This is a genomic window from Bacillus sp. R45 (assembly GCF_021729365.1).
GTDB lineage: Bacteria > Bacillota > Bacilli > Bacillales > Bacillaceae > Bacillus > Bacillus velezensis.
Window position 1 is genome coordinate 280,892 of sequence record NZ_CP091421.1, and the last position, 26,427, is coordinate 307,318.

25 protein-coding genes are annotated in these 26,427 nt (G+C 47.8%); 19 read left to right on the forward strand and 6 right to left on the reverse strand.

What is annotated here, in order from left to right; genetic code table 11:
* Positions 1–17: 17 nt before the first annotated feature.
* The 9 genes from L3V45_RS01540 (at position 18) to L3V45_RS01580 (ending at position 9,499) form a co-directional block, all read left to right on the forward strand.
* Positions 18–599: a TerD family protein gene (locus L3V45_RS01540; RefSeq protein WP_003156648.1), complete on the forward strand. Its 582-nt coding sequence runs from the start codon at positions 18–20 to the stop codon at positions 597–599.
* Positions 600–632: 33 nt separating this feature from the next.
* Entirely contained in the window at positions 633–1,211 is a 579-nt protein-coding gene (locus L3V45_RS01545) for a TerD family protein (protein WP_003156645.1), read from the forward strand.
* 38 nt (positions 1,212–1,249) lie between these two features.
* A complete protein-coding gene (locus L3V45_RS01550) occupies positions 1,250–2,023 on the forward strand; it encodes a TerC family protein (protein WP_003156644.1) in 774 nt (257 codons plus the stop codon).
* A gap of 72 nt (positions 2,024–2,095) precedes the next feature.
* On the forward strand, positions 2,096–3,718 hold the full coding sequence (locus L3V45_RS01555; protein ID WP_014304294.1) for a YceG family protein: 1,623 nt from the start codon (positions 2,096–2,098) through the stop codon (positions 3,716–3,718).
* A gap of 6 nt (positions 3,719–3,724) precedes the next feature.
* The gene (locus L3V45_RS01560) at positions 3,725–4,813 is read left to right on the forward strand and encodes a toxic anion resistance protein (protein WP_032857831.1); all 1,089 of its coding nucleotides are present in this window, start codon (positions 3,725–3,727) and stop codon (positions 4,811–4,813) included.
* A 115-nt stretch (positions 4,814–4,928) separates the two neighbouring features.
* Complete coding sequence (locus tag L3V45_RS01565) at positions 4,929–6,131, forward strand: MFS transporter (RefSeq protein WP_003156641.1); 1,203 nt, start codon at positions 4,929–4,931, stop codon at positions 6,129–6,131.
* Positions 6,132–6,512: 381 nt separating this feature from the next.
* Positions 6,513–7,769: a glycine/proline betaine ABC transporter ATP-binding protein OpuAA gene (gene opuAA, locus L3V45_RS01570; protein ID WP_003156640.1), complete on the forward strand. Its 1,257-nt coding sequence runs from the start codon at positions 6,513–6,515 to the stop codon at positions 7,767–7,769.
* The gene (opuAB, locus tag L3V45_RS01575; RefSeq protein ID WP_003156639.1) at positions 7,770–8,618 is read left to right on the forward strand and encodes a glycine/proline betaine ABC transporter permease subunit OpuAB; all 849 of its coding nucleotides are present in this window, start codon (positions 7,770–7,772) and stop codon (positions 8,616–8,618) included.
* Positions 8,618–9,499 (forward strand): glycine betaine ABC transporter substrate-binding protein, encoded by an 882-nt coding sequence (locus L3V45_RS01580; protein ID WP_003156637.1) that lies wholly within the window; start codon positions 8,618–8,620, stop codon positions 9,497–9,499. Before opuAB ends, L3V45_RS01580 begins: the two co-directional genes overlap by 1 nt.
* Positions 9,500–9,534: 35 nt before the next feature.
* Here the strand turns inward: L3V45_RS01580 and L3V45_RS01585 are convergent, their stop codons facing one another.
* The gene (locus L3V45_RS01585; protein WP_024084864.1) at positions 9,535–10,656 is read right to left on the reverse strand and encodes a M20 peptidase aminoacylase family protein; all 1,122 of its coding nucleotides are present in this window, start codon (positions 10,654–10,656) and stop codon (positions 9,535–9,537) included.
* Positions 10,657–10,790: 134 nt separating this feature from the next.
* On the opposite strand from L3V45_RS01585, the gene L3V45_RS01590 reads away from it, so the two are divergent.
* The 4 genes from L3V45_RS01590 (at position 10,791) to L3V45_RS01605 (ending at position 16,227) form a co-directional block, all read left to right on the forward strand.
* Positions 10,791–12,224, forward strand: coding sequence for a YfcC family protein (locus L3V45_RS01590; RefSeq protein ID WP_024084865.1), 1,434 nt, complete (start codon positions 10,791–10,793; stop codon positions 12,222–12,224).
* A 91-nt stretch (positions 12,225–12,315) separates the two neighbouring features.
* Positions 12,316–12,804: a DUF6773 family protein gene (locus tag L3V45_RS01595; protein WP_003156631.1), complete on the forward strand. Its 489-nt coding sequence runs from the start codon at positions 12,316–12,318 to the stop codon at positions 12,802–12,804.
* A 229-nt stretch (positions 12,805–13,033) separates the two neighbouring features.
* The gene (gene amyE / locus L3V45_RS01600; RefSeq protein WP_139890348.1) at positions 13,034–15,013 is read left to right on the forward strand and encodes an alpha-amylase; all 1,980 of its coding nucleotides are present in this window, start codon (positions 13,034–13,036) and stop codon (positions 15,011–15,013) included.
* 260 nt (positions 15,014–15,273) lie between these two features.
* Positions 15,274–16,227 (forward strand): L-lactate dehydrogenase, encoded by a 954-nt coding sequence (locus L3V45_RS01605; protein WP_014304301.1) that lies wholly within the window; start codon positions 15,274–15,276, stop codon positions 16,225–16,227.
* Between the two features lie 41 nt (positions 16,228–16,268).
* Here L3V45_RS01605 and L3V45_RS01610 read toward each other — a convergent pair whose 3' ends face one another.
* A complete protein-coding gene (locus L3V45_RS01610; RefSeq protein WP_003156627.1) occupies positions 16,269–17,801 on the reverse strand; it encodes an MDR family MFS transporter in 1,533 nt (510 codons plus the stop codon).
* 113 nt (positions 17,802–17,914) lie between these two features.
* On the opposite strand from L3V45_RS01610, the gene L3V45_RS01615 reads away from it, so the two are divergent.
* The 3 genes from L3V45_RS01615 to L3V45_RS01625 all read left to right on the forward strand — a co-directional run bounded on the left by L3V45_RS01615 (position 17,915) and on the right by L3V45_RS01625 (position 19,895).
* The gene (locus tag L3V45_RS01615; protein ID WP_003156626.1) at positions 17,915–18,376 is read left to right on the forward strand and encodes a MarR family transcriptional regulator; all 462 of its coding nucleotides are present in this window, start codon (positions 17,915–17,917) and stop codon (positions 18,374–18,376) included.
* 63 nt (positions 18,377–18,439) lie between these two features.
* A complete protein-coding gene (locus tag L3V45_RS01620; RefSeq protein WP_007409057.1) occupies positions 18,440–19,069 on the forward strand; it encodes a LysE family translocator in 630 nt (209 codons plus the stop codon).
* A 64-nt stretch (positions 19,070–19,133) separates the two neighbouring features.
* Positions 19,134–19,895 carry a YqcI/YcgG family protein gene (locus L3V45_RS01625; protein WP_014304302.1) on the forward strand — a complete coding sequence of 254 codons (762 nt, stop codon included), beginning with the start codon at positions 19,134–19,136 and terminating at the stop codon, positions 19,893–19,895.
* A 1-nt stretch (position 19,896) separates the two neighbouring features.
* Here L3V45_RS01625 and L3V45_RS01630 read toward each other — a convergent pair whose 3' ends face one another.
* Positions 19,897–21,225, reverse strand: a complete 1,329-nt coding sequence (locus tag L3V45_RS01630) for an amino acid permease (protein ID WP_032857841.1) — start codon at positions 21,223–21,225, stop codon at positions 19,897–19,899.
* Between the two features lie 124 nt (positions 21,226–21,349).
* On the opposite strand from L3V45_RS01630, the gene L3V45_RS01635 reads away from it, so the two are divergent.
* On the forward strand, positions 21,350–21,946 hold the full coding sequence (locus L3V45_RS01635; protein ID WP_003156621.1) for a DUF1989 domain-containing protein: 597 nt from the start codon (positions 21,350–21,352) through the stop codon (positions 21,944–21,946).
* A 134-nt stretch (positions 21,947–22,080) separates the two neighbouring features.
* The gene (gene nadE, locus L3V45_RS01640) at positions 22,081–22,899 is read left to right on the forward strand and encodes an ammonia-dependent NAD(+) synthetase (protein ID WP_007409061.1); all 819 of its coding nucleotides are present in this window, start codon (positions 22,081–22,083) and stop codon (positions 22,897–22,899) included.
* Between the two features lie 49 nt (positions 22,900–22,948).
* On the opposite strand, the gene L3V45_RS01645 is transcribed toward nadE, so the two are convergent.
* The 3 genes from L3V45_RS01645 to L3V45_RS01655 form a co-directional block, all read right to left on the reverse strand.
* Complete coding sequence (locus L3V45_RS01645) at positions 22,949–23,233, reverse strand: antimicrobial peptide LCI (RefSeq protein WP_003156618.1); 285 nt, start codon at positions 23,231–23,233, stop codon at positions 22,949–22,951.
* A 180-nt stretch (positions 23,234–23,413) separates the two neighbouring features.
* Positions 23,414–24,007: a tunicamycin resistance ATP-binding TmrB gene (gene tmrB / locus L3V45_RS01650; RefSeq protein ID WP_003156615.1), complete on the reverse strand. Its 594-nt coding sequence runs from the start codon at positions 24,005–24,007 to the stop codon at positions 23,414–23,416.
* Between the two features lie 55 nt (positions 24,008–24,062).
* A complete protein-coding gene (locus L3V45_RS01655; protein WP_003156612.1) occupies positions 24,063–24,851 on the reverse strand; it encodes a sugar phosphate isomerase/epimerase family protein in 789 nt (262 codons plus the stop codon).
* 203 nt (positions 24,852–25,054) lie between these two features.
* Between L3V45_RS01655 and L3V45_RS01660 the strand changes: the two genes are divergently transcribed.
* A complete protein-coding gene (locus L3V45_RS01660; RefSeq protein WP_032857845.1) occupies positions 25,055–26,365 on the forward strand; it encodes an MFS transporter in 1,311 nt (436 codons plus the stop codon).
* The last annotated feature ends 62 nt before the right edge of the window (positions 26,366–26,427 follow it).

Sequence of the window (26,427 nt, forward strand, 5' to 3'; positions counted from 1 at the left end):
AAAAGGAGAGTGCACACATGGCAATTTCATTGGCAAAAGGACAAAAAGTAGATTTGACTAAAACAAATCCGGGTCTTTCTAAAGTCGTTGTCGGCCTTGGCTGGGATACAAACAAATACGATGGCGGACATGATTTTGATTTAGATTCCAGCGTCTTTCTATTAAATGAAGCAGGAAGATGCGCGTCGCCCGATGATTTTATTTTCTATAATCAGCTTGAAGGCGGAAACGGCTCTGTCGCACATTCAGGCGACAACCTCACAGGCCAGGGCGAGGGCGATGACGAAAGTGTAAGGGTCAACCTGAGCGCGGTGCCTGCCGCTATTGATAAAATTTCATTCGTCATCACGATTCATGAAGCGGAAGCGCGCGGCCAAAACTTCGGACAAGTTTCCAACGCGTTCGTTCGCATTGTCAATGAAGAGACAAATGAAGAGCTGATCCGCTACGATCTGGCTGAAGATTTCTCAATTGAAACAGCCATTATCGCAGGAGAGCTTTACAGACATAACGGTGAATGGAAATTTTCCGCGATCGGCTCAGGCTATCAAGGCGGACTGGCCCGTATTGCGACAGATTACGGCCTGCAAATCGGCTAAAACCATATCAAGCACAGAAGGGAGAGACGGCACATGGCTATTCAATTGGCGAAAGGACAGCGTGTTGATCTGACAAAAACGAACCCCGGTCTTACAAAAGCGGTGATCGGCTTAGGCTGGGATACGAACAAGTACTCCGGAGGGCATGACTTTGACCTTGACGCGTCGGCTTTTCTGGTCGATGCCCATGACAACTGTGTAAATGATCTTGACTTTGTTTTCTACAATAACCTGGAACACCCGAGCGGCGGCGTCATCCATACGGGAGACAACCGGACGGGCGAGGGAGAGGGAGACGATGAACAAATTATCGTCGATTTCTCAAAAATACCCGCAAATATTGAAAAGATCGGCATCACCGTCACGATTCATGATGCGGAAGCGCGCGGCCAAAATTTCGGACAAGTTTCGAACGCGTTCGTGCGCGTCGTCGATGAAAACAGCCAGAATGAACTGCTTCGTTTCGATTTAGGGGAAGACTTCTCAATTGAAACGGCGGTTGTCGTTTGTGAGCTTTACCGCCATGGGGCTGAATGGAAGTTTAACGCCATCGGCAGCGGGTTTTCCGGCGGTCTGGCATCACTTTGCCGGAATTACGGCTTGCAGGTGTAAGCAGGAAATTACCGTTTTACTAAATAGGAGGAAAAAACTTGGATTTTCTACATCATATTATGTCGACCTACGCTTCCTTTTTTGATTGGAAAATGTGGGGTGAGGTGCTGACTGACCCTGTATCATGGGGGCTGATCGGTTCCTTGGTTCTGCTGGAAGGGCTGCTGTCGGCCGACAATGCGTTAGTGCTTGCGGTTATGGTAAGGCATCTGCCTGAAAAACAGCGGAAGAAAGCATTAACATACGGATTGTTCGGGGCATATATTTTCCGCTTTATCTTTATCGGAATCGGGATGCTTCTCATTAAGTTCTGGTGGATCAAAGTGCTTGGCGCGCTGTACCTGGCTTGGCTCGTCATTAAGCATTTCTGGATCGGAGAAGGTGATGACGATACGGAAGGCATGAAGAAAAATTCATGGATGGTCCGTACGTTCGGAATTTTCTGGGCCACTGTCGTTTCAGTTGAGTTAATGGATCTGGCCTTCTCTGTTGACAGCATTTTAGCCGCGTTTGCGGTATCGGAAAAAGTGTGGGTGCTCTTGATCGGCGGTATGCTCGGCATTCTCATGATGCGTACAGTCGCAAAAGTATTCCTTGTGTTAATTGATAAAATCCCTGAGCTTGAAAACACGGCTTTTGTGCTGATCGGGATTATCGCCGTGAAAATGGCGGCGAGCGCCTTTGATTATGAAATGCCGCACGTGGTGTTCTTCGGAATCATCATCGCTGCATTTGTGGTCACGTTTATTATCCACTATTTCAACAAACAAAAGCAGGTTCAGGAGCAGACGGCTGCATCTAAAGAAGAATAAAACAAAAAAGGAGGGAGAGTTCATTTCCTTCCTTTTTTGTACCGATTATCATGAAGAGAAAGGAGGAAAATGATGAAGCAGGAAGAATTGGTGATCCGAAAGGCCGAGCCGGAAAATGATGACTGGGAAACGTTTCTGATGCGGCCGCTGCCGGAACGTCCCGGTTACGAGCGGGAAAACGGGCTGGCGTTTACCCGGCTTGCCGTCCGGATTTTGGGCACTCCTTATGATGAGACGGAGTATTACAGTAAGCTTTTCGAGCTGTCTTCTCATGAAAACATCCATGTGTTGAGCGAGACGCTGGATAAGACCATCGCGCCGGAGACTTTTCAGGCGCTGCAGCACATTCATTCGGTCAATCAAAAAGAGAAAGGGCTTTCGGTTTCCAGGTTTGTCGCGTTTCTCGATGGGGGCAGGCTGCTTGCCAAACACGCTGATCCGCTTATGCACCGCCGGCTGAGGACCGCGTTTATGACGCTTTTGGAAACCTTTGCGGACCGGCATGAAAACGGGCTGAATCATCCCGATTTCCGGCGTGTGCTCTTGGATGTGTCAAAGTTTTCGCTGAACCACCTGAATCCATGGCTCGAACAAGCCGATATAGAGCGTGAGATGCCGAAGGTGGTGTGGTATGGAGACGCGACCAAAAGCCAGCTCTATTTTCTCTATTATCTCATGCTGATCGGCTGTGATGTCCTATTGTTTCATCCGGCTGCGGAAGATCCGTTCAGCTTGATTGATCCGGATGAGGAGCTCAGCTTTGTGATAAAGCTCCCCGCAACAGGCGGTCTTGAGCCTTTTCCGAAAGAAAAGCCGGACAGAACGTCCACGACGGCCTACCGGTCAACGAAAGAAATTGAGCATGTGCTGAACCATGAGGAATCCATGATGTATAAGCCTTGGCAGTTCAGGGAGCACACCCCGCAGTCCGTGACCTTAAAAACGACGTATGATGAGTTATTTCTCATTGCGAAGGAGCGGGCGTTTATCCGGCCGCAATTTAAAGCGGACAGGGAGCGGGTGGCCGTTCCGAACCTTTTTGCTAAAGTGATGGGGGTTTCCAAAGATACGAAAGAATATTGGAACAGACTCCATACCGCCGCGGACTATCAGGAGACACACATGATCCGCAGTTTTCCGTTTACGGAAGAGCTGAAAGCCAACTACCAGTATCACTACAGTCAGGTTTTAAATGAAAAAGGAGAGGTTGACGCGGACAGGCTGAAAAGAAGCAACATCTGGCAGTACAAGCATCTGCCTTCAGGTGTGCAGAGCGCCATCGCCAATGTGATTTCTGACATGTGCAGAAACCCAGGGCTGAAGGCTTTGCCCGGGGAGCAGTCAAGGGATGCCGCAATCTATTTGTTCCGCCAGGCGACGAATCTGCCCGCTTCGCTGCTGCAATTGATTCAGACGTTTGATTACGCCCAAACCGTTCCGAAACTCGTTTTATATCATACGGAACAAAATGGCGAACTCACACGTTCTGATGCCGCCGCTCTTTTGTTTTTAAATAAATTCGGCGTCGATATCATCTTGTATAATCCGCCGGGCCATCAGGACATTGAGCATTATATTGAAGAAAGCCAATTTGATGTCCATTGGCTGGAGGACATGGTGTTTCGGCAGGAATATAAGGAGCCGTCACTCGTAAGAAAGCTGTTTAGAACCATTACGCAAAAGCAGGGAGAGTAAATAAATATGACAGAAAATCAAAATCCGCTTGTTCTTGATAAAAATGAAGAGATTTCTGAACAAAAAGCAGATGACATCAGGGCGCAGCTGCGCCAAGACCCTGAGGTGCAGCGCATTTCGCAGCAGATTGACGTGAAAAACCAAATGGAGCTGCTTGAGTACGGAAAAGAACCGGCAGTTGAAATCTCGAAGTTCTCCGACCGCATCTTAAATATGATGAAAACAACAAGTGTCACGGATTCAGGCACAATGCTGACGCAGCTCGGAAAAATCATGGACCGTTTCGACAAAAATGATTTCGATGAACCAAAAGGATTTCTCGCTAAAATGTTCAAACGCGGCAACAGCATGATTGAAAAGATTTTTCAAAAGTACCGCACCCTGGGCGGAGAAATTGAAAAAATCCACGTCGAAATTTCGAAATACAAAGATGAAATGGCAAAGACGAACCATACGCTTGAAGAGATGTATGAAAACAACATTAACTACTACATGGAGCTTGAAAAATATGTTGTCGCCGGGCAGATGAAGCTTGAGGAAATGCAGGCGCTCATTCCTTCTTATGAAGAAAAAGCGGCCGGCGGAAACCAGCTTGCGCAAATGCAGCTTGATACGCTGCGTGACGGGCTTCAGGCGCTTGAGGAACGTGTCTATGATTTAGATATGGCGCGGATGGTGGCGCTGCAGACAGCGCCGCAGATCCGCCTCCTTCAGCGCGGAAATACGAAGCTCATCGGAAAAATCAATTCCGCTTTCGTCATTACGATTCCGATTTTCAAAAACGGCATCATTCAGGCTGTCACAGTCAAACGGCAAAAGCTTGTGGCTGATTCAATGAGCGAACTGGACCGCCGCACGAATGAAATGCTGAAGCGCAACGCTGAAAATATTTCAAACCAAAGCGTGGAGATTGCCCGTATGGCAGGCCGTCCGAGCATTGACATTGAGACGATTGAAACGTCTTGGAATACGATTGTCAGCGGTATGCAGGAAACGAAACAGATCGAGGAAGAGAACAGACGTATCAGAGAAGACGGAGCGAAACGGATTCAACAGCTTCAGGATAATATTAAAAACGCAGTCTTAAAGAATTAACACACAGCCCGCTTGCTTACGGCAAGCGGGTTTTTTTTGCGAAAAAAGATAATGACAATGTGTAAAGACAGGTGTAAACTTATACGGTAATCATTTTCGATTTGAGGTGCTGCTTATGAACAAACAACCTGCCGTCACTCCGCGAAAACTTCTGGCGATTGCCGGAATGGGCTGGCTGTTTGATGCGATGGATGTCGGAATTTTATCGTTTATTATCGCCGCGCTTCACACTGATTGGAATTTAACACCCGATCAAATGAAATGGATCGGAAGCGTCAATTCCATCGGTATGGCAGCGGGCGCCTTTGTATTCGGAATGCTGGCCGACAGGATCGGCCGGAAAAAAGTGTTTATGATCACGCTGTTATTCTTTTCTGTCGGAAGCGGCATATCCGCTTTCGCAACGGGATTGACGGTTTTTCTCATATTACGTTTTCTGATCGGAATGGGGCTTGGCGGGGAACTGCCTGTCGCCTCGACGCTCGTGTCAGAAGCGTCCGCTCCCGAAAAGCGGGGACGGATCATCGTGCTGCTTGAGAGCTTTTGGGCAGCGGGCTGGCTTCTTGCGGCGGTGATTTCCTACTTTGTCATACCGTCATTCGGCTGGCAGGCCGCACTGCTCTTAACGGCGCTGGCCGCGTTTTATGCGCTGTACTTGCGGAAAAGCCTTCCGGAATCACCGGCGCATCAGGCATTGACGCAGAAAAAAAGCATACGCGGGCAGGCGGGAAGTGTCTGGACGAAACCGTATATCCGGCCGACGGTGCTGCTGTCTGTCGTTTGGTTCTGTGTCGTCTTTTCTTATTACGGCATGTTTTTATGGCTGCCGAGCGTGATGCTGATGAAAGGCTACAGCATGATTGAGAGCTTCGAATACGTCCTTCTGATGACGCTTGCCCAGCTTCCCGGATATTTCTCAGCGGCGTGGCTGATCGAAAAAGCGGGGCGGAAGACCATCTTAGTCATCTATTTGCTCGGAACGGCGGGCAGCGCTTATTTCTTCGGTGCCGCGGATTCATTGGCCATGCTGCTCACGGCCGGCATGCTGCTGTCCTTTTTCAATCTCGGCGCATGGGGCGTGCTTTACGCCTATACACCGGAGCAGTACCCTGCGGCGATCCGCGCGACCGGTTCCGGAACAACCGCGGCCGTCGGCAGAATCGGCGGCATTTTCGGTCCGCTTCTCGTCGGATCGCTTGCAGCACGGAACGTTTCGTTTACAGCTATTTTCGCTGTCTTTTGTGCGGCCATCCTGATTGCCGTCATCACCATTATTATTCTCGGAAAAGAAACGAAACAGACAGAGCTTGCGCAATGAGCACCCTTTTGGGGTGCTTTTTTTAGTGAGCTGTCTGTTGGCAGACCTATATTTTTCCTTAAAATCCCTTATTTTCAGGAGGCGAAAACTTCTTTTTCCGGGACAATGTCGCAAAAAAATTCTTGTATTTGTAAAAAAAGGATAGGAAATCAGTTTGCAGCACATTCGATGGAAACGTTCTCAAGCCTGATAAAAGCCCGATTTCCTTTATAATTTATCCTCAATAAGGAGGATTAGAGAGTATTTAGAAGCATACCAGAGGAAAATAAGACACAGGGATGTTTTTAAAGTAATGATACAAAATAAACGGGATTATGATGTTTGTTTGACTTATTACAAACGTGTTACGGTATTAAAGATTGCTTATTATGGAGGGAAAATATGAATTTGGATGAGAAACCAATTAAGATAAAAGTCGAAAATGTATCTAAGGTTTTCGGAAAACAGACAAAAAAAGCCATTCAGATGCTGTCCAGCGGAAAAAACAAAAAAGAGATCCTGAAAGCGACCGGATCAACCGTTGGTGTCAATCAAGCAAACTTTGATGTATATGATGGGGAGATATTTGTCATCATGGGTCTATCGGGGAGCGGTAAATCAACTTTAGTTCGGCTGTTAAACCGGCTTATTGAACCGACTGCCGGGAATATTTATATTGATGGTGACATGATAACAAATATGTCAAAAGACCAGCTCCGGGAAGTGCGCCGGAAAAAAATCAGCATGGTCTTTCAAAAATTTGCGCTGTTTCCGCACAGAACGATTCTTGAAAATACGGAATACGGGTTGGAACTCCAAGGCGTCGACAAAAAAGAGCGTGAGCAAAAAGCGCTTGATTCGCTTAAACTTGTCGGTCTTGAAGGCTTTGAACACCAATTCCCAGATCAGCTCAGCGGAGGAATGCAGCAGCGTGTCGGACTTGCCCGCGCATTGACGAATGATCCTGACATTCTTCTGATGGATGAAGCTTTCAGTGCGCTTGATCCGCTGATCCGCAAAGACATGCAGGATGAGCTTTTAGACCTTCATGACTCTGTCGGCAAGACGATCATCTTCATCACGCATGATCTTGATGAAGCATTGCGCATCGGCGACAGAATCGTGCTGATGAAAGACGGTAACATCGTTCAGATCGGGACGCCTGAAGAAATTCTGATGAGCCCGTCCAATGAATACGTTGAGAAATTCGTTGAGGACGTTGACTTATCCAAAGTTCTGACAGCGGGCCACATCATGAAGCGCGCTGAAACCGTGCGGATTGACAAAGGGCCTCGTGTAGCGCTGCAGCTCATGAAGAATCTCGGTATTTCTTCTATTTACGCCGTTGATAAACAGAAACAGCTTCTCGGCGTCATTCACGCGGCGGATGCGAAAAAAGCGGTGGAATCCGACTTATCGCTTCAGGATATTTTAAATACTGAATTTACGACTGTGCATGAAAGCACATACTTGACGGAAATTTTCGATGTCGTGTCTGATGCGAATATTCCGATCGCCGTCACGGACGATAAGGACCGCATGAAAGGCATTGTCGTAAAAGGCGCATTAATCGGCGCGCTTTCAGGAAATAACGATTATATAAATGTTGAAGATTCTGCTGAACAAGCTCAGGATTCTTCTGTTCAGGGGGTGAAGTAAATGGACAGATTGCCTAGAATTCCGTTAGCAGATATCGTTGACCGGTTTGTTGACTGGCTTACCATGACGTTCGGAGGTTTCTTTGACGGAATCTCAAACGGTTTGGCCGCTTTCGTAAACGCGATTGTGAGCGGTTTGGGTTTCATCCCGTCTATTTTATTGACTGTTATTTTTGCAGCTCTCGCTTGGTGGATCAGTACGAGAGGAATTGCACTCTTTACGTTAATCGGATTCCTTGTTATTGATTATTTGGGTTATTGGTCGCCGATGCTGCAAACGTTGGCGCTTGTCGTCACATCTGTTTTGATTTCCATTATTATCGGGGTTCCGATCGGCATATGGGCGTCTCAGAAAGAAACAGTCCGCCGCATTGTCACACCGATTCTGGATTTAATGCAGACCATGCCGGCTTTCGTATACCTGCTGCCTGCAATTTTCTTCTTTAATATCGGGGTTGTGCCAGGCGTTGTGGCATCTGTTATTTTCGCGATGCCTCCGACGATCCGCATGACAGTTCTCGGTATTAAACAGGTTCCGGCTGATCTGATTGAAGCGACGGAAGCATTCGGTTCAACGACGTCTCAGCGTCTGTTCAAGGTGCAGCTTCCGCTTGCCACAAAAACAATTCTTGCCGGTATTAACCAAAGCATCATGCTTGCTTTGTCAATGGTCGTTATCGCGGCCATGGTCGGTGCGCCGGGCCTCGGTTCTGAAGTATACAGCGCCGTGACACAGTTGAAAACCGGTGTCGGAGTGGAAGCGGGTATCGCGATCGTTATCGTAGCGATTACACTCGACCGTATCACGCAAAACATTAAAGTGAAGAAGAAGAGCAGGGGGAATGCCTGATGCTTAAGAAAATCATCGGTGTCGGCGTTACCGCTGCGCTGGCTCTTTCTTTGGCTGCCTGCGGTTCGCAGACTGATGATAAGGCAACGGCTGCGGACCAGGTGAACAAAACCATTATCGGTATCGATCCGGGATCGGGGATCATGGCCCTGACGGATGAGGCCGTGAAGGATTACGGATTGAAAGACTGGAATGTCATCACGGCGTCAAGTGCCGCCATGACGGCGACATTGAAGAAATCATATGACCGGAAAAAGCCGATCATCGTAACGGGCTGGACGCCGCACTGGATGTTCTCCAGATACAAGCTGAAGTTCCTTGATGATCCGAAAAAAACGTACGGAACTGCCGAGCAGATTCATACGATTACAAGAACCGGCTTCAGTAAGGAACAGCCTAACGCGGCCAAAGTTCTCAGCCAGTTCAAATGGACGCAGGACGATATGGGAGAAGTCATGATTGCCGTTGAGGAAGGCGAAAAGCCGGCCAAAGCCGCAGCTGAATATGTGAAAAAACATAAAGACCAAGTGGCTCAATGGACAAAAGGCGCCCATAAAGTCAAAGGGGATAAAATCAACCTGGCTTATGTGGCATGGGACAGTGAAATCGCAAGTACGAATGTAATCGGAAAAGTATTTCAAGACCTCGGCTATGACGTGAAGCTGACGCAAGTGGAGGCAGGACCGATGTGGACTGCGATTGCGACAGGCAGCGCGGATGCGTCATTGTCTGCTTGGCTTCCGAATACCCATAAGGCATATGCGTCTAAATATAAAGGCAAATATGAAGATGTAGGAACGAGTCTGACAGGCGTCAAGATGGGTTTGGTCGTTCCTCAGTACATGAAAAACGTCAATTCAATTGAAGATCTGAAGAAGTAATGAAGAAAAGCAGCCCTGTAACGGGCTGCTTTTTTTTATGCTTCAAACGATTTGAGGACGGCGTCCGTTAATATCTCAGCGCCAGTAAAGATGGCGCTTCGGTCAAATGTCATTTGGGGATGGTGAAGTCCAGGCTCCAGGCCGCACCCTAGGCCGAGCATCGTCGTTTTCAAGTTCGGAACCTTTAACCCGTAAAAGTGAAAATCCTCTCCTCCGGTTGTCACAAGAGGTTCATCCACATGTTCTTCTCCGAGAATGCTGCTGATCGCAGATGCCATGATGGCTTCCGCCTCCTTGTTTCGCTCGGCTGCCGGGAGGCTGTGTTCTTTTTGCAGTTCGATTTTTGCGCCGAATGCGGCAGCCGCCGCCTCACAGGCTCTTTCGGTTTCGGCGGTTAATTTCTCCATGGCGGCATTGGTTTGTGCGCGGAGATCAAGGCTGAACGATGCTTTTCCCGGAATGATATTGGAACTTTCTCCGCCTGCCTGAAGCTTTGTCATCTTCACGGAATGCGGGATGCCGGGATCAAGATGAATGAAGCTGAGTTTTTGGACGAGAAGAGCGGCGATTTCGATACTGTTAAGCCCGAGATGCGGTCTCGCGCCGTGGGCTTCTTCTCCGATAATCAGGCCTTCTATATGCCGGCTTGAGCCATGCAGAATGGACGGTGCGCATCGGCCGTTTGCCGTTTCCTGTACGGGGCGCACGTGCACGCCGTATAAGAAGTCAACATCATCCAGTACGCCTTTTTCAATCATTTTCAGCGCTCCGCCGCCTTTTTCTTCAGCCGGCTGAAAAATAAAGCGGATGGTGCCCTTCGGAAGCTTCGGCTGACTCTTTAAAAGCATCATCGTGCCGAGCGCCATCGTCATATGTGAATCATGTCCGCATGAATGGTTCGCCTGAAAGACACCGTCCACTTCCTGCCACAGCGCGTCAATATCCGCCCGGACAGCCACAACGGGCGAGCCTTCTCCGATTTCGCCGACAACACCGGTGCAATCATCAAACGTACGGATTCGGCAGCCGGCCTCTTTCAGTTTTTCAGTCAGATATTCAGTTGTTTGATATTCTTTCCAGCTTACTTCGGGATTGGCGTGCAGGTGGTCAAAAATGTCCATAATGACTTGCTTTTCATGCTCTGTGAGTCTGTTCATGCCGTAAGTCCTCCTTCAAAAGCTGTCTGTTTTTTATTTTTTGATATTGAAAACAGGCAATCGGTCTGTATATAATATAGCACATATCTGTATTTTCTGAATAGTTTATAAATTTAAAGCGGGATGGTGATGTTATGGCTGTGCCGAAGGCCGAACCTGTATTGAAAAAGAAGAAATTGTTTGTGATGCCTGATGCTTATGTGCTGCTGTTCATTGTCGCTTTACTATGCGCGATAGCATCATACATCGTTCCTGCGGGGGAATTTGACAGGGTGACAAAGGGCAGTGTGACGTCCGCCGTCCCGGGAAGTTATCATTCTTTAGACCAGTCTCCTGTCAGCCCGATCGCTTTTTTTACCGCGATTCAGGAAGGGATGACAAGTTCCGCGCCGATTATTTTTTTAATCCTGTTTACGGGCGGCACCATTGCGATTTTGGAGAAAACGGGCGCCATCAATGGATTGATCAGTAATGTCATCAGTACGTTCCGCACCAAACAGCTGCTGTTTATTGCAATTGTCGGATCTCTATTTTCGATCCTCGGCACAACCGGCATCGTCGTTAATTCCGTGATCGGTTTTATTCCGATCGGCCTGATCGTCGCCCGTTCGCTGAAATGGGATGCCGTGGCCGGAGCGGCCGTCATTTATATCGGCTGTTATGCCGGGTTTAACGCGACGATTTTATCACCTTCACCGCTCGGGTTATCACAAAGCATCGCGGAGCTGCCGCTGTTTTCCGGCATCGGCCTGCGGATTGCCGTCTACATTTGTTTTCTGCTATCATCTATTTTATATATTTATCGGTATACGAGAAGGCTCAGAAAAGCAAAGGACGCCAGTCTGCTGGGGAACGATTGGTTTCCGGCAGCAGGTTCAATCCCGCAGGCTTCAGATCCGGAGGACAAGCCAGTCCCGTTTACCGTCCGCCATAAATTGATTCTGGCTGTCGCGGCTTTGTCGCTTGCCGGCTTTTTATACGGCGCGCTTACTCTTGACTGGTCTGATTCAGAGATGGCCGCCGTGTTCATTTTTATCTCAATCGTGTCAGGCCTGATTGCGGGAATGGCGGCAAATGATATCGCAAAAACGTTTATTACAGGCTGTCAGGGGCTCGTTTACGGCGCGCTGATCGTCGGAATGGCGAGAAGCATTTCCGTTATTCTGGAACACGGAAAGCTGCTTGATACGGTAGTCAATGGACTTGCGTCACTGCTGCACGGTTTCAGCCCGATGGCAGGCGCAATCGGAATGTATATTTCCAGCGCCCTGCTTCATTTTCTGATATCATCGGGCTCAGGGGAGGCGGTCGTATTTATTCCGATTTTGGCGCCGCTTGCCGATCTGATGGGCATCACGAGACAGGTCGCGGTTGAAGCGGTCATGCTTGGGGAAGGCGTCGTAAACTGTGTCAATCCGACTTCCGGCGTTCTGATGGCCGTACTGGCTGCCAGCGGCATTCCGTACGTAAAGTGGCTTCGCTTCATGATTCCGCTGGCGCTGATTTGGTTTGTCATCGGCCTTGTGTTTATCTGCATAGGCGTCCTGATCAATTGGGGCCCTTATTAACATTTTTGTCAATGATATTTCGGTTTATCATTATGAATCGGCAAGATATAATGGGAGTTGTAAGCCATTCTTAATAGTACGGGAGGAAGTCATGAATCAGCGTCGGAACAGACTTTCAAACGTGAATGGAAAGAGTGAGAGTGTGAAAGAGAAAGAACGAATGATTTGGTCAGAAGTCGGAATGCTTGTGGGCACACTGTCTTTGCTTGACATCATCGTACGCGGACTTGTTCTGAACTGTCCGTTTAGGGAATGGGCCGGAAGCTTGGCGGTTTTCTTCATTATAATTGTTTATTATTGCATCAGGGCGGGAGCGTCGGGAATGCTCATGCCGAGAATAGACACCAAAGAAGAACTGAAAAAGCGGGTGAAGCAGCAGCGGATAGATTCAATAGCAGTCACTTTTGCGGTGGCGGCGCTTACGATGTACGACAGGGGGTTTCCCCATACATTCTTTGCTTGGCTGAAAATGATCTTTCTTTTTATCGTCTGCGGAGGCATTCTGTTTCTGCTTCGGTATGTCATTGTGAAGCTGTCTTACAGAAGAGCGATAAAAGAAATAAAAAAGAAATCATCTTGACAGGTGGTTTCTTTTTTTGTTTGAAAGCGGGAAGTCTTTTTAATTGATAGGAATATAGATTTGAATTCACTCTGCCGCGTTGCTTTGATAGAGAGAGTATGATAAGTTGAAATGTAAGCGTTAACAGAATTCTCCAGTCTTCACAACAGTTGAAAGGAGCTGAAGAAAGAGTAAGAGGAATTTTTGACTCCGCAGTCAGTCTTCAAAAATGAAATAAGGAGTGTCAAAAATGTTTGAAAAACGATTCAAAACCTCTTTACTGCCGTTATTCGCCGGATTTTTATTGCTGTTTCATTTGGTTTTGTCAGGCCCGGCGGCTGCAAACGCTGAAACTGCAAACAAATCGAATGAGGTGGCCGCGTCATCGGTCAAAAACGGGACCATCCTTCATGCCTGGAATTGGTCGTTCAATACGTTAACACAAAATATGAAAGAGATTCGTGATGCGGGCTATGCAGCCATTCAGACGTCTCCGATTAACCAAGTAAAGGAAGGGAACCAAGGAGATAAAAGCATGAGGAACTGGTACTGGCTGTATCAGCCGACATCGTACCAAATCGGCAACCGTTACTTAGGCACTGAACAAGAATTTAAGGACATGTGTGCAGCCGCGGAAAAATATGGCGTAAAAGTCATTGTTGATGCGGTTATCAATCATACCACCAGCGATTACGCCGCGATTTCTGACGAGATTAAGCGTATTCCAAACTGGACCCATGGAAACACACAAATTAAAAATTGGTCGGACAGGTGGGACGTCACTCAAAATTCATTGCTTGGGCTGTATGATTGGAATACACAGAATACTGAGGTGCAAACCTATCTGAAACGTTTCTTGGAAAGAGCATTGAATGACGGAGCGGACGGGTTCCGCTATGATGCCGCCAAGCATATAGAGCTTCCGGATGATGGGAATTACGGCAGCCGATTTTGGCCGAATATCACAAATACATCGGCGGAGTTCCAATACGGAGAAATCCTGCAAGACAGCGCGTCCAGAGATACTGCTTATGCGAATTATATGAATGTGACGGCTTCTAACTATGGGCATTCCATCAGATCCGCTTTAAAGAACCGTAATCTGAGTGTGTCGAATATCTCCCATTATGCATCTGACGTGTCTGCGGACAAGTTAGTCACATGGGTGGAATCACATGATACGTATGCCAATGATGAGGAAGAGTCCACATGGATGAGTGATGACGATATCCGTTTAGGCTGGGCAGTGATTGGTTCCCGCTCAGGAAGCACGCCTCTTTTCTTTTCCAGACCTGAGGGCGGAGGAAATGGGGTGCGATTTCCCGGAAAAAGTCAAATAGGAGATCGAGGGAGCGCCTTATTTAAAGATCAGGCGATCACTGCGGTCAATCAATTTCACAATGTAATGGCCGGGCAGCCTGAGGAACTCTCGAATCCGAATGGGAACAATCAAATATTGATGAATCAGCGCGGCTCAAAAGGCGTTGTGCTGGCTAATGCGGGATCGTCTTCTGTCACCGTCAATACTTCAACGAAATTGCCTGACGGCAGGTATGATAATAGGGCCGGCGCCGGTTCATTTCAAGTAGCGAACGGCAAACTGACAGGTACGATCAATGCCAGATCCGCGGCTGTTCTTTATTCTGATGATATTGGAAATGCGCCTCAGGTCTTTCTTGAGAATTACCAAACGGGGGCAGTCCATTCTTTCAATGATCAGCTGACGGTCACCCTGCGTGCAAATGCGAAAACAACAAAAGCCGTTTACCAAATCAATAATGGGCAGCAGACAGCATTTAAGGATGGAGACCGATTAACGATCGGGAAAGGAGATCCAATCGGCACGACATACAACATCAGGTTAACCGGAACGAACGGCGAGGGTGCAGAGAGAACTCAAGAATACACGTTTGTCAAAAAAGACCCGGCCCAAACCAACATCATTGGCTATCAAAATCCGGATCATTGGGGCCAGGTAAATGCTTATATTTACAAACATGATGGAGGCAGGGCCATAGAATTAACCGGATCGTGGCCGGGGAAAGCAATGACTAAGAATGCAAATGGAATTTACACGCTGACGCTGCCTGCGAATGCGGATACGGCCAATGCCAAAGTGATTTTTAACAATGGCAGCGCCCAAGTGCCCGGGCAGAACCAGCCCGGATTTGATTATGTGCAGAATGGTTTGTATAACAACTCCGGTTTAAACGGTTATCTTCCGCATTAATGGATAGGGCTATCATCACATCAAACCCTTGCTTCGGTTAGGAAAGGGACAGCACGTCTTCAATCACGCTGAAAAGATACAACATCCTAAAACGGTTCCGTTTTAGGATGTTGTCAACAATCTGGAAACCATCATCGATATTTTTTGTCCAAAAATCAAACTTTTCTCTTGCAAAAGTTTGTGAAGTGTTGCACAATATAAATGTGAAATACTTCACAAGTTAAAAACAGACACCACGAAACACTGGAGGATGAGCATACATGATGAACGAACGAGTGAACAAAGTAGCATTAATCGGAGCAGGTTTTGTTGGAAGCAGTTATGCATTTGCGTTAATTAACCAAGGGATCACAGATGAGCTTGTGATCATTGATGTAAATAGAGAAAAAGCCATGGGCGATGTCATGGATTTAAATCACGGAAAGGCATTTGCGCCTCATCCGGTCAAAACGTCTTACGGCACATATGAGGATTGCAAGGATGCCGATATCGTGTGCATCTGTGCCGGAGCCAATCAAAAACCGGGCGAAACGAGACTTGAGCTGGTCGAAAAAAATCTCGCCATTTTTAAAAACATTGTCGGTGAAGTAATGGCAAGCGGATTTGACGGCATCTTCCTCGTTGCCACAAACCCGGTCGACATTCTCACTTATGCGACATGGACATTCAGCGGCCTTCCGAAAGAACGCGTCATCGGCAGCGGCACGACACTGGATTCTGCGCGATTCCGTTATATGCTGAGTGAATATTTCGGCGCCGCTCCGCAAAACGTACACGCCCACATTATCGGCGAGCACGGCGATACCGAGCTTCCTGTATGGAGTCACGCCAATATCGGCGGAGTGCCGGTGCAGCAATTGCTGGAGAAAAATGCAGCTTACAAACAGGACGAGCTGGATCAGATCGTGGACGATGTGAAAAACGCCGCCTATCATATTATTGAGAAAAAAGGCGCGACATATTACGGAGTGGCGATGAGCCTCGCCCGCATCACAAAAGCGATTTTGCGTAATGAAAACAGTATTTTAACCGTCAGCACATATCTGGACGGGCAATACGGTGTAAACGACGTCTTTATCGGCATTCCGGCTGTCGTCAATCGGAACGGCATCGCCGGTGTGACGGAACTTGAGCTGAATGAAACAGAACAGCGTCAATTCAACCATAGCGCAAACGTGCTGAAAGACATTCTCGCTCCGCATTTCGCGGAGTAAACAAAAAAGCAGTACATGACAAACGCCATGTACTGCTTTTTTTAATTCGCTTTTTTCGCCATTTCCTGAGAGGTTTTTACTCTCGCTTTTCCCATAAACAAAATGGTAACGGCCGCAATGACGATTGGCGCCAGCGCAAGCGTGAATACATATGTGATGCTTTGCGACATGGCGTCAATAATGCGATCCAGAATGTGCGGCGGAATATGGGCGCGCGTGCCGGCCTGGAAAATCTCCTGCGGATTTCCGATGTTCTGCATCGCGCCGCCCGCTCCTTTCATGCCGCTGAATGAATCTGTGAGCTTGTTGGTAAACACATTCGTCTGGATGGTCCCGAAAATCGTCACACCGAGCGTCATACCGAATGATCTCAAAAACGAGTTTGTTGAGTTGGCGCTTCCGCGGTAACGCGGCTCCAGATCGTTCATGGACGCAGCCGGCAGCAGTGAGAAGTTGAAGCCGACGCCGAATCCTGAGATCAGCATGAATACCGTCAGCATCGTACGCGCCGTATCCGGAGTCATATTGGAAAGCAGCAGCATTCCGATAAAGAAAGCGACCACGGAAATCAGCATCAAATTACGGAACCGCACTTTCGTCTGAAAAATTCCGCCGATCATACTTCCGATAACAGAACCGATCATCATCGGTGTCAAAATAAAGCCCGCGCTCGTCGCGGTGCTGCCGTACACAGCCTGAACGAAAATCGGGATAAATACCGCTAAAATCACAAATGTGGCTCCGTAAAGGAACGCCAGAATCTGTGCCGTGGCAAATAAACGGTTTTTAAACATCCAAAATGAGATAATCGGTTCTTCCGCTTTTCTTTCCACGATAAAAAAGGCGATAAAGAACACGGCGAACACAGCGAACAGACCGATGATCTGAACGGAGTTCCAATCATACGTTTTTCCGCCGAGCTCAAGAGCGAACATCAGACCGACAATGGAAACCACCAGCGTAATCGCGCCGGCCCAGTCGATTTTCTGCTTCTTGTGTTCAAGGGATTCTTTATAATAACGAAGAATGAAAAACAATGATAAAATACCGATCGGCACGTTGATATAAAACACCCAGTGCCAGCTGATGGAGTCGGTAATGAGCGCGCCTAAAAGCGGCCCGAGAACGCTGGACAGGCCGAAAACAGCACCGAACATGCCCGACATTTTTCCGCGTTTTTCCGGCGGAAATAAATCAAAAATGATCGTGAAGGCGATCGGCATCAGCGCACCTCCGCCAATTCCCTGAATGACGCGGTAAATAATGAGCTGATCCATTGTTTGGGCGATTCCGCATAACGCGGATCCGATTAAGAAAAGAATAAGACCGAATAAAAAGAAACGCTTGCGTCCGTACATATCGGACAGTTTTCCGTAAATCGGCATACCGGCCATAACGGCTACCATGTATGATGCCGTCACCCACGCGAACTTATCGAAACTTCCGAGGTCCGCCACGATATTTCCCATCGCAGTGGCAACGATTGTATTATCCATAGCCGACATTAAAATGCCCAGCAAAAGACCGATGACGACAAACTTCGTCGAGGCGTCCTTCGCGGCTGTTTGTTCCATGCTTTTTCCTCCCATACTTACTTTTGATCATTAAATTTGCTATGATCATATTAGATTTGCCGAAAATTATCTTGATCGTCAAGATAAATTGATTTTATAGGGAGGCCTGTCAGTTGTCAACAAGAAATACCAGAAGCGAGACGGAGGAAACCGCCATACAGTTATTCCGGAAGATGGCCACAAGGACGATCCTGTTTCATCAGGCGGCCGCTCAATCTCTCGGTCTGTTTCCGACCGATTTGAAATCAGCTGATATCTTAAATGAAGCAGGCCCGATGACCGCAGGCGAGCTTGGGAAAAAAACCGGCCTCAGCACAGGTTCGGTAACGGCGCTCATTGACCGGCTCGAAAAAGCGGGATATGTCATGAGGAAAAAAGACCCCGAAGACAAACGGCGGGTGATCATCGTGCCGCTGACAGCCGGAAAAGCAAATGTGAAGCAATTGTTCAGCTCCTTATCCCAGTCCACGATCAGCCTTTGCCGGCAATATAAAGAAGAAGAACTGCGGCTGATATTCGATTTTTTAGGAAAAGCGACGGACATGATGGAAGACGAGCTTGAGAAATTAAAATAATGTATCATAGCACGGCCCATTCATGAATAACTTGTACAAGTTGCATGAATGAGGGGGAAGCCAATGAACATCTTTTTAAGCTACATCGTTCTCGGGCTGTCATTGTCAGCACCTGTCGGCCCGGTCAATGCGGCGCAAATTGACAAAGGCATCAAAAACGGCTTTTGGCATGCATGGATTTTCGGTCTCGGCGCCATGGCCGCGGACGGGCTGTATATGATTTTGATCTATTTCGGGCTGTCTCAATTTTTGACCGCTCCTTTTGTAAAAACGTTTTTGTGGCTCTTCGGTTTTTTCGTGCTGACCTACACGGGAGTCGAAACGTTAAAAAATATAAGGGAAGCCATGAATGTCAGAAGCGGAAAAGGAAAACCGGCTTTTTACAAAACTTTCGGCGCGGGGTTTTTTATTTCTCTTTCCAATCCGCTGAGCATTTTATTCTGGCTCGGCATATACGGGAGCATTCTCGCCAAAACCGCTGAATCCTTCGATGCAAATCAGCTTTTGATTTACAGCTCCGGCATTCTTCTCGGCATTTTGATCTGGGATTTCTGCATGGCGGTCGCCGCGAGCACTTTCAGAAATCTCCTTCATGAAAAAGCGCTCCGCTGGCTGACGGGAGCGGCGGGTGTGTCTTTGATCGTTTTCGGGTTTTATTTCGGATGGCAGGGGATTCAAATGCTCATCTCATAAATAGAAGAGTCACCCATCGCCTATCTCCGTCATAACGTATCATGACGATACTGGAGGTGGGCCGATGGCAAGCGGGCTGTACACAAAAAGTTGCCTTGAGGAAAAGTTATTGGATCTGCCAAATTGGCAGAGAATCGCTTTTGAGCTTCTATCAGAAAAAGTAGGCGATAAAGCGGATACGTTTCCGTGCATTCCCGGACGTCAGGGATTTTTGACAGATCAGCTCCGGATATCCTTTGCGGGTGATCCCCGCGAAGAGGGAACCCCGGAGGAAGTGGGGATGCTGCTGTCTGAGTACGGAAAGATCTCAAGGAATACCGGAAGATACGCGTCGCTGCTTGTGATTTTTGATACGCCTGAGGATTTAGCTGAGCATTATTCCGTTGAGGCGTATGAAGAGCTGTTCTGGTCTTTTTTAAACCGGCTGAGCGGATGCGACCCGAAAGACTGGCCGGAAGACATGCCGGAAGACCCTGAACATTATAAATGGGAGTTCTGCTTTGACGGCGAACCGTATTTTATTCTGTGCGCGACGCCTGCGCATGAAGCGAGACAAAGCAGAAGCTTCCCGTTTTTTATGCTGGCGTTTCAGCCGAGATGGGTTTTCGAAGGATTAAATGATTCAACCGCGTTCGGACGAAACATGAGCCGGCTGATCAGAAAACGCTTAGAGGCGTATGATGAAGCCCCTCTTCATCCCCGATTGGGGTGGTACGGAGGAAAAGACAATTTAGAATGGAAGCAATATTTCCTCCGTGATGATGAGACCCAAGTGTCAAAGTGTCCCTTTTCTTATTTGAAGAGACTGTTTAAACCGACGAAATAAGCTATGATCCGGCAGGGCTGTGTCCCTGCTTTTTTTGTACGATCCATGTTACGATCGCAATGACGGCGAGAAAACAAAGGCTGACCAGAAAACCGGGCCGGCTCGATTTCTCAAACAGCGTCCCGGAGACGGCCGCGACAATCAGCACAAGGGCGATAACAATCTGTACGGTTCCCATCTTTGTCGTTTCGAGCAGTTTCTTGCCCGAGAACAAAATGAACAGCCACGTATAAAGAAGCATCAGTCCCGCCGCGGTTGTCATGTGTTCATATATGTTTTTCGGCAGCACCAATGACAGGATGATGGAGACGATGAGTCCGGCAAACGTCAATCCGAGCGCAGGCCAGCAGATTTTTTTGTTTTCCTTTAATCTGAAGCATTTCGGCGCATCTCCGTCATCTGCCATCGTACAAAGCAATGTCGTCACGGCAAACAGCGAGGCGACGAGCGTGGAAAATCCCGCAATAATAAAAATCCCGTTAAAAATATCAAGAATGATATCTAAATGAAAACCCTTCAGCGATGTAATAAACGGGCTGTCCTGTTCGGTGAATTTGCCCAGCGGCACTAACAGCAGCGCCAGGCCGAGAGAAATGACGTAAATCACCGCAAGAACGGCAAGCATCAGCCGGCCTGATTTTGAGGCTTCCTCCGGCTTTTTCAAATGCACGGTCATCAGCCCCAAGACTTCAATTCCTCCGAAGGCGTAAAACGCATAAATCAGTCCCGTCCATAGCCCCATCGCTCCGTGCGGGAACAAATCCTTTGATTCGTTCGGCACCTGCACATCCGGTTTATGAGAAAATATACCGCACAGCGCCAATATGGCGATCACGATAAACATAAAAATCGCCGCCGTCTTGACAACAGCGAGCACATTTTCCGTTTTTTGAAAAACGGACAGCCCCGTAAATATAATCAAAAGACCGAGCACCGCATAGATGGAGGCGAAAATCCACAGCGGCACATTCGGAAACCAATGCTTCGTAAACAGCGAGATCGCTGTCAGCTGGCTTCCCGTGATCAGCATCTCGGACGACCAGTACACCCATCCGTTGCTGAAACCGGCCCAAGTGCCGAAAGCCTTTCTCGCATAAGCGCAAAAAGACCCCTTTTCGGGCTGTTTGGCGGAGAGCTTCGCGAGCTGCTCAAAGACAAAATAGGTGCCAAGCCCGGCAATAAGAAATGAGATCAGCGCGGAATATCCGCTTTTGACAATAGCGATGCTGGACCCGAGAAAAAAGCCCGTCCCGATTGTGCAGCCGACGCCGATTAAGGAGAGCTGCCACCAAGCGAGATTCCCTTTAGGCTGGTCCTGTGATTTACTCATGAAGTTCAACCCCTTTATCAAAGCTTAGATTGCGGCCGTCAGAAGGGGAATATACATCCAATAAATTGCTTTACATGAAACAAACGGCCGGAGTTCATAATAGAAGAAAAAAAGGAGCAGTCTGATGACACAGCAATTTATCGTACCGCCGAAAAAAGGGCTAGGCCTGAGGGTTCACAAAGGGCAGATTATAAAAGTTGTCGATGTGGAAGGACAGCAGGTGGCTGATTTTACGGCGTATCATGCCAAGGACTTTTATGAACATCTTGATCAGGGCGCGACGATCGATGCCAACCAGTCCATTCATGTAAAAACGGGTGATCATATTTATTCGAATTTATACAAGCCGATGCTGACGCTGATTGAGGATACAGTCGGCAAGCACGACTTGCTGCTTCCCGCCTGCCGTCCGGATATGAACAGGCTTTTATACGGAAAGCATAAAGACGAGCTCCAGGATACGTGCTATGACAATATGAGCGGGGCGCTTGAACCGTTCGGGGTGCCGCGGCCGCATATGCATTATCCATTTGCCATCTTTATGAACACGGTGCTCGATGAGAAGGGGAACTTATCAGTCGAAACCCCTCTTTCTGACGCAGGTGATTATGTACGGCTCCGTGCGGAAATGGATCTCGTCGTCGCGTTTTCATCTTGTCCGATCGAAAAAGGAAAATGCAACGGAGACAGCATCACGGCGCTGCGGGTGGAAATCAGCTGATCCCGGTGTATTTGATTCACTTAAAAACTGCACCTGTGCTATATTTAACAAAGAGTCGTACATAGTGGCATGATTCATTTTCAGCATGAACGGGAAATGAATCATAAAGAAACAATGCAGGAGGAGTGATTGGGATGAGCATCCAGAAACAAATTATGAATGATCTCCATGTAAAACCCTCAATTGATCCGAAACAAGAAATTGAGGACAGAGTGAACTTTCTGAAACAATATTTGAAAAAAACAGGTGCCAAAGGCTTTGTGCTCGGCATCAGCGGGGGGCAGGATTCCACGCTTGCGGGACGCCTCGCCCAATTGGCGGCTGAAAGCATCAGAGAAGAAGGCGGAAACGCGGAATTTATCGCCGTCCGTCTTCCGCACGGCACACAGCAGGATGAGGATGACGCCCAATTGGCGCTCAAATTCATTAAACCTGATAAATCGTGGACGTTTGATATTAAGTCCGCTGTCAGCGCGTTCGCTGATCAGTACAAAAAAGACACGGGCGATCAGCTGTCTGACTTTAACAAAGGAAATGTAAAAGCCAGAATGAGAATGATCGCTCAATATGCCATCGGCGGACAAGAGGGGCTGCTTGTCATCGGAACCGACCATGCGGCCGAGGCTGTGACCGGTTTCTTCACGAAATACGGTGACGGCGGAGCTGATCTGCTGCCGCTGACCGGATTAACGAAACGCCAGGGCAGACGTTTATTAGAAGAACTCGGCGCGCCGGAACGCCTGTATTTGAAATTACCGACGGCCGATCTGCTTGATGAAAAACCGCAGCAGACGGATGAGACCGAACTCGGCATCACATACAATGACATTGATGATTATTTAGAAGGCAAGGATGTTTCTTCCGAAGTGATTGAGGCGCTGGAAAAACGCTACCTCAGTACGGAGCACAAGCGCCAGGTGCCGGCATCAATGTTTGATGATTGGTGGAAATAGAATGAAAAAACCTCCCTTTTGAAAGGGAGGTTTTTTGTTTATCTCATTTTTATTTATCTACACTTTCATAAATCCCTACCCAATACCCTTTGCTGCTGTCATAGTATTTGCTTTTGAAAATCCACTTTGTTCCATCTAAAACGAAAGAAGCAGCGAAGTTGCCGTTAGGGCTTTGAACGAGTTTGATGGCATTAATGCCGGCATCTGCTTTCGTTGAGATTGGGCTATTTTCCACGGATGCGGATGCTGTTGGTGATGCGGCAAAGGCAGGAGCGGCAGACATCAGTAAGGCAAGAGACAGCGCAGAACCGGTTAACACTTTTTTGAATTTCATTTCGAACACTCCCTTTTCAAATGAAATGTATTACAGTGTTAATAATTAGACGATTATCCATATAATTCCTCCTTTATTTCTAAAATTTTTTTCTTAAATTGAAAAAAACATCCCTTCGGAGGGACTTTTTATTTATTGATCCATTTGCATGGGTCAGGGACATGTTTTCAAAACGCTTTTTTATTTGATACGGATATGATTCAGCTTCACCATTAATTTGTCGGTAAATCTTCGAAGGCTGCCTCTCGAATCAGGCTCAAGAGGCAGATTTGCTTGGGCAGCGATCGTTTCTGCGGCCTGCTGAATAGACATTTGGTCTGTATGGAGATGTTCTGTGAAGAGGCTATCAGACAGGCTGTTGATGCAGCGGTCGATTTGTTTTGCGGCCCAGGAGTTTTTTCCTTCCGCTCTGGTGCGCAGGCGTTTCAGCAATGTTTCCTTTGAAGCCAGCAGGGTAAAGTGGTGAATGGTCCGGCCATCCTGTCTCAGCCTGCTGATAATGTCATGGAAGTATTGATCGTTCGTAATGGTCATGGGCACAATGATGATGCCCTGATATGTATCTGACAAATAGGAAAGCATGCTGTAATTGAATTCCCGCCACAGAGGGTAGCTTTGAAAGTCATCTTCAGCGATATCCGGCGGTATCATCGAACGCATCGCAAACCCCATCTTTTCAGGATCATATACGTAAGACGGTTTCAGTCTTCTGTGCAGTTCAAACGCTGTTTGTGTTTTTCCGGAACCGAAAGCCCCATTTATCCAAATGATCATCATGATATCCCCCTTTTTCTATATGATACAAAAAAAAGACCCTTCGATCGAAGAGTCAGCGGGAAAAAACAGACGTATATTCCCGGAGCGATTCCTTTATATGCGTAAAGGCATGTTCTCCAAAATACTCAAGAGAAACAAAACCGTCATATTGTCTGTTCATCAGCTCTTTTAAAAATGCTTTTTGATCGAGATCTCCTTGGAAAATCGGAGTTGGCTTGCTGAGATACCAGTTGTCAAAATTCCAGTGATAGTTTTTCAGATGAATATGGCTGACGGTATGATACAGCTTTTCTAAAGCGGACATTTGGTCAACGTGATTGACGTGTAGGTTGGAGCCGTCAAAAATGGTGCGGACCCGCGGATGTCCGACATCCTCCAAAAATGCCAGTGCCGCCTCCGGTGTATCCGCGTACGTATCGTAATGAATCTCAAGCCCGATATCGACTTCATAGTCATCTGCGAGCCGTGCCGCCTGCTGAAATTGATCAACCGCACGTTGCCACTTTTCCGGTGACGTCCGATGCGAAGGAAGATTGCCGGCAAAGACTCTGATCAAGGGGCTGTGCAGCTGTCGTGCCGCGCTTAATGCCCCTTGAACATCCTTTAACGCCTGCCTTTCATCCTGAGCGGCGAAGTCAGTGTACAAACTGACGGCAGGCACCCCGAGGCCTTCCTCCTGAAGCTGCTGATCAAGCCTGTCGAGCGGGCCAATTTCCTCTATATATTGTTTAGCGTGTCCGTACCACAGTTCGATTCCGTCAAAGGAGTGCTCCTTCGCGAAAGAAATGATGTCGAAAATATGCTTTTTTTTAAATCCTGTCGTGCAAAAACTCAGTTTCATCGGTAATCCTCCCGTAACTGTCTATCATATGTGTACTTTTCCCCGGGTGAGATACGGATAAACAGGTGAAAAGGGCAGACACTTTTATAAGCGGAGTGTCAGTGCGGCGCACAAATTGTTTAGCGCTTTTTTGCGTCAAAGTATTAAATAATTGACCGAAGTGTTGTACAATTAATTTCATTCGAGTAAGGGGGGAGAAGCCATTGAAAAATGAAACGGAGCTGACGGACTTCAGTCCCGTCCGCAATAAACCGACTCGCGCTCGTTATGTGATACTGTTTCTTTTGTTTTTTATCACTGCGATTAATTATATAGACCGTGCCAGTGTATCCATCGCCGCCCCGTCCATTCAGACATCGCTGAACATAAGCCCCGCGCTTTTGGGCGTCGTCTTTTCCGCATTCAGCTGGACCTATACGGGTATGCAGATTCCCGGCGGGCTCATTTTGGACAAATTCGGGTCAAAACGGACGTACGGCGTTTCTTTAATGATCTGGTCTGTTTTCACCGGAGTGCAGGCTTTTGCGGCCAGTTTCGGATTTTTATTCGGCTGCCGCCTGATTATCGGGCTGGCTGAATCGCCTGCGTTTCCGGCAAACAATCGGATTGTCACGACATGGTTTCCAAGGCGGGAACGCGCCTTTGCCACGGGTGTTTATACGGCGGGGGAATATGTGGGACTGGCGTTCGCCACACCGGTTTTATTCTGGGTGTTAACGGCATTTGACTGGCGCGCCGTCTTTATTTCCTCAGGGGTGCTCGGGCTTGTTTTCTCCGTTTTCTGGTTCAAAATGTATCACGAGCCGAATCGGTACCGGAAAGTGAACCGGGAAGAGCTTGATTATATTAGAGAAGGCGGCGGACTGACAGAGGTGTCTGAATCAGCCGGCAGGATCACGTGGCGGGATTTCGTCCAGCTTCTTAAATACCGCAAGCTTGTCGGCTTGTATATCGGCCAATTCGCCGTAGCCTCCACGCTGTTCTTCTTTTTGACATGGTTTCCGACTTATCTGGCGGAGGCAAAGCACATGGCATTCTTAAAAGTCGGCTTCGCCGCATCAATCCCGTATATCGCCGCATTTTTCGGCGTATTGTTCGGCGGATATTGGTCTGACGGAATGATGAAACGGGGCGTGTCGGTGAACGTTGCCCGGAAAACCCCCGTCATCCTCGGTCTTCTGCTGACAGGCTCCATCGTGCTCGCGAATGTTACGGATTCTGCTCCTGCGGTTTTGACGATCTTATCCATTGCTTCTTTTGCCCAGGGCATGTCCAATATATCCTGGACGATGCTGAGTGAGGTGGCGCCAAGCGAAACAATCGGATTGGCAGGAGGCGTGTTTAACTTTTTCGCCAATATGGCCGGCATTATCACCCCGCTTATCATCGGGTTTATCGTTTCTGCGACCGGTTCATATAACGGAGCGATTCTGTTTGTCGGCGCTGTTGCATTTATCGGGGCATTTTCTTATATTTTCATTGTCGGAAAGGTGGAACGCATTACGCTCCGATAGAAAGAAAAACTCATCTCTTCTTATAAAGGATGGGTTTTCTTTCATTGCATTATCTCTATATT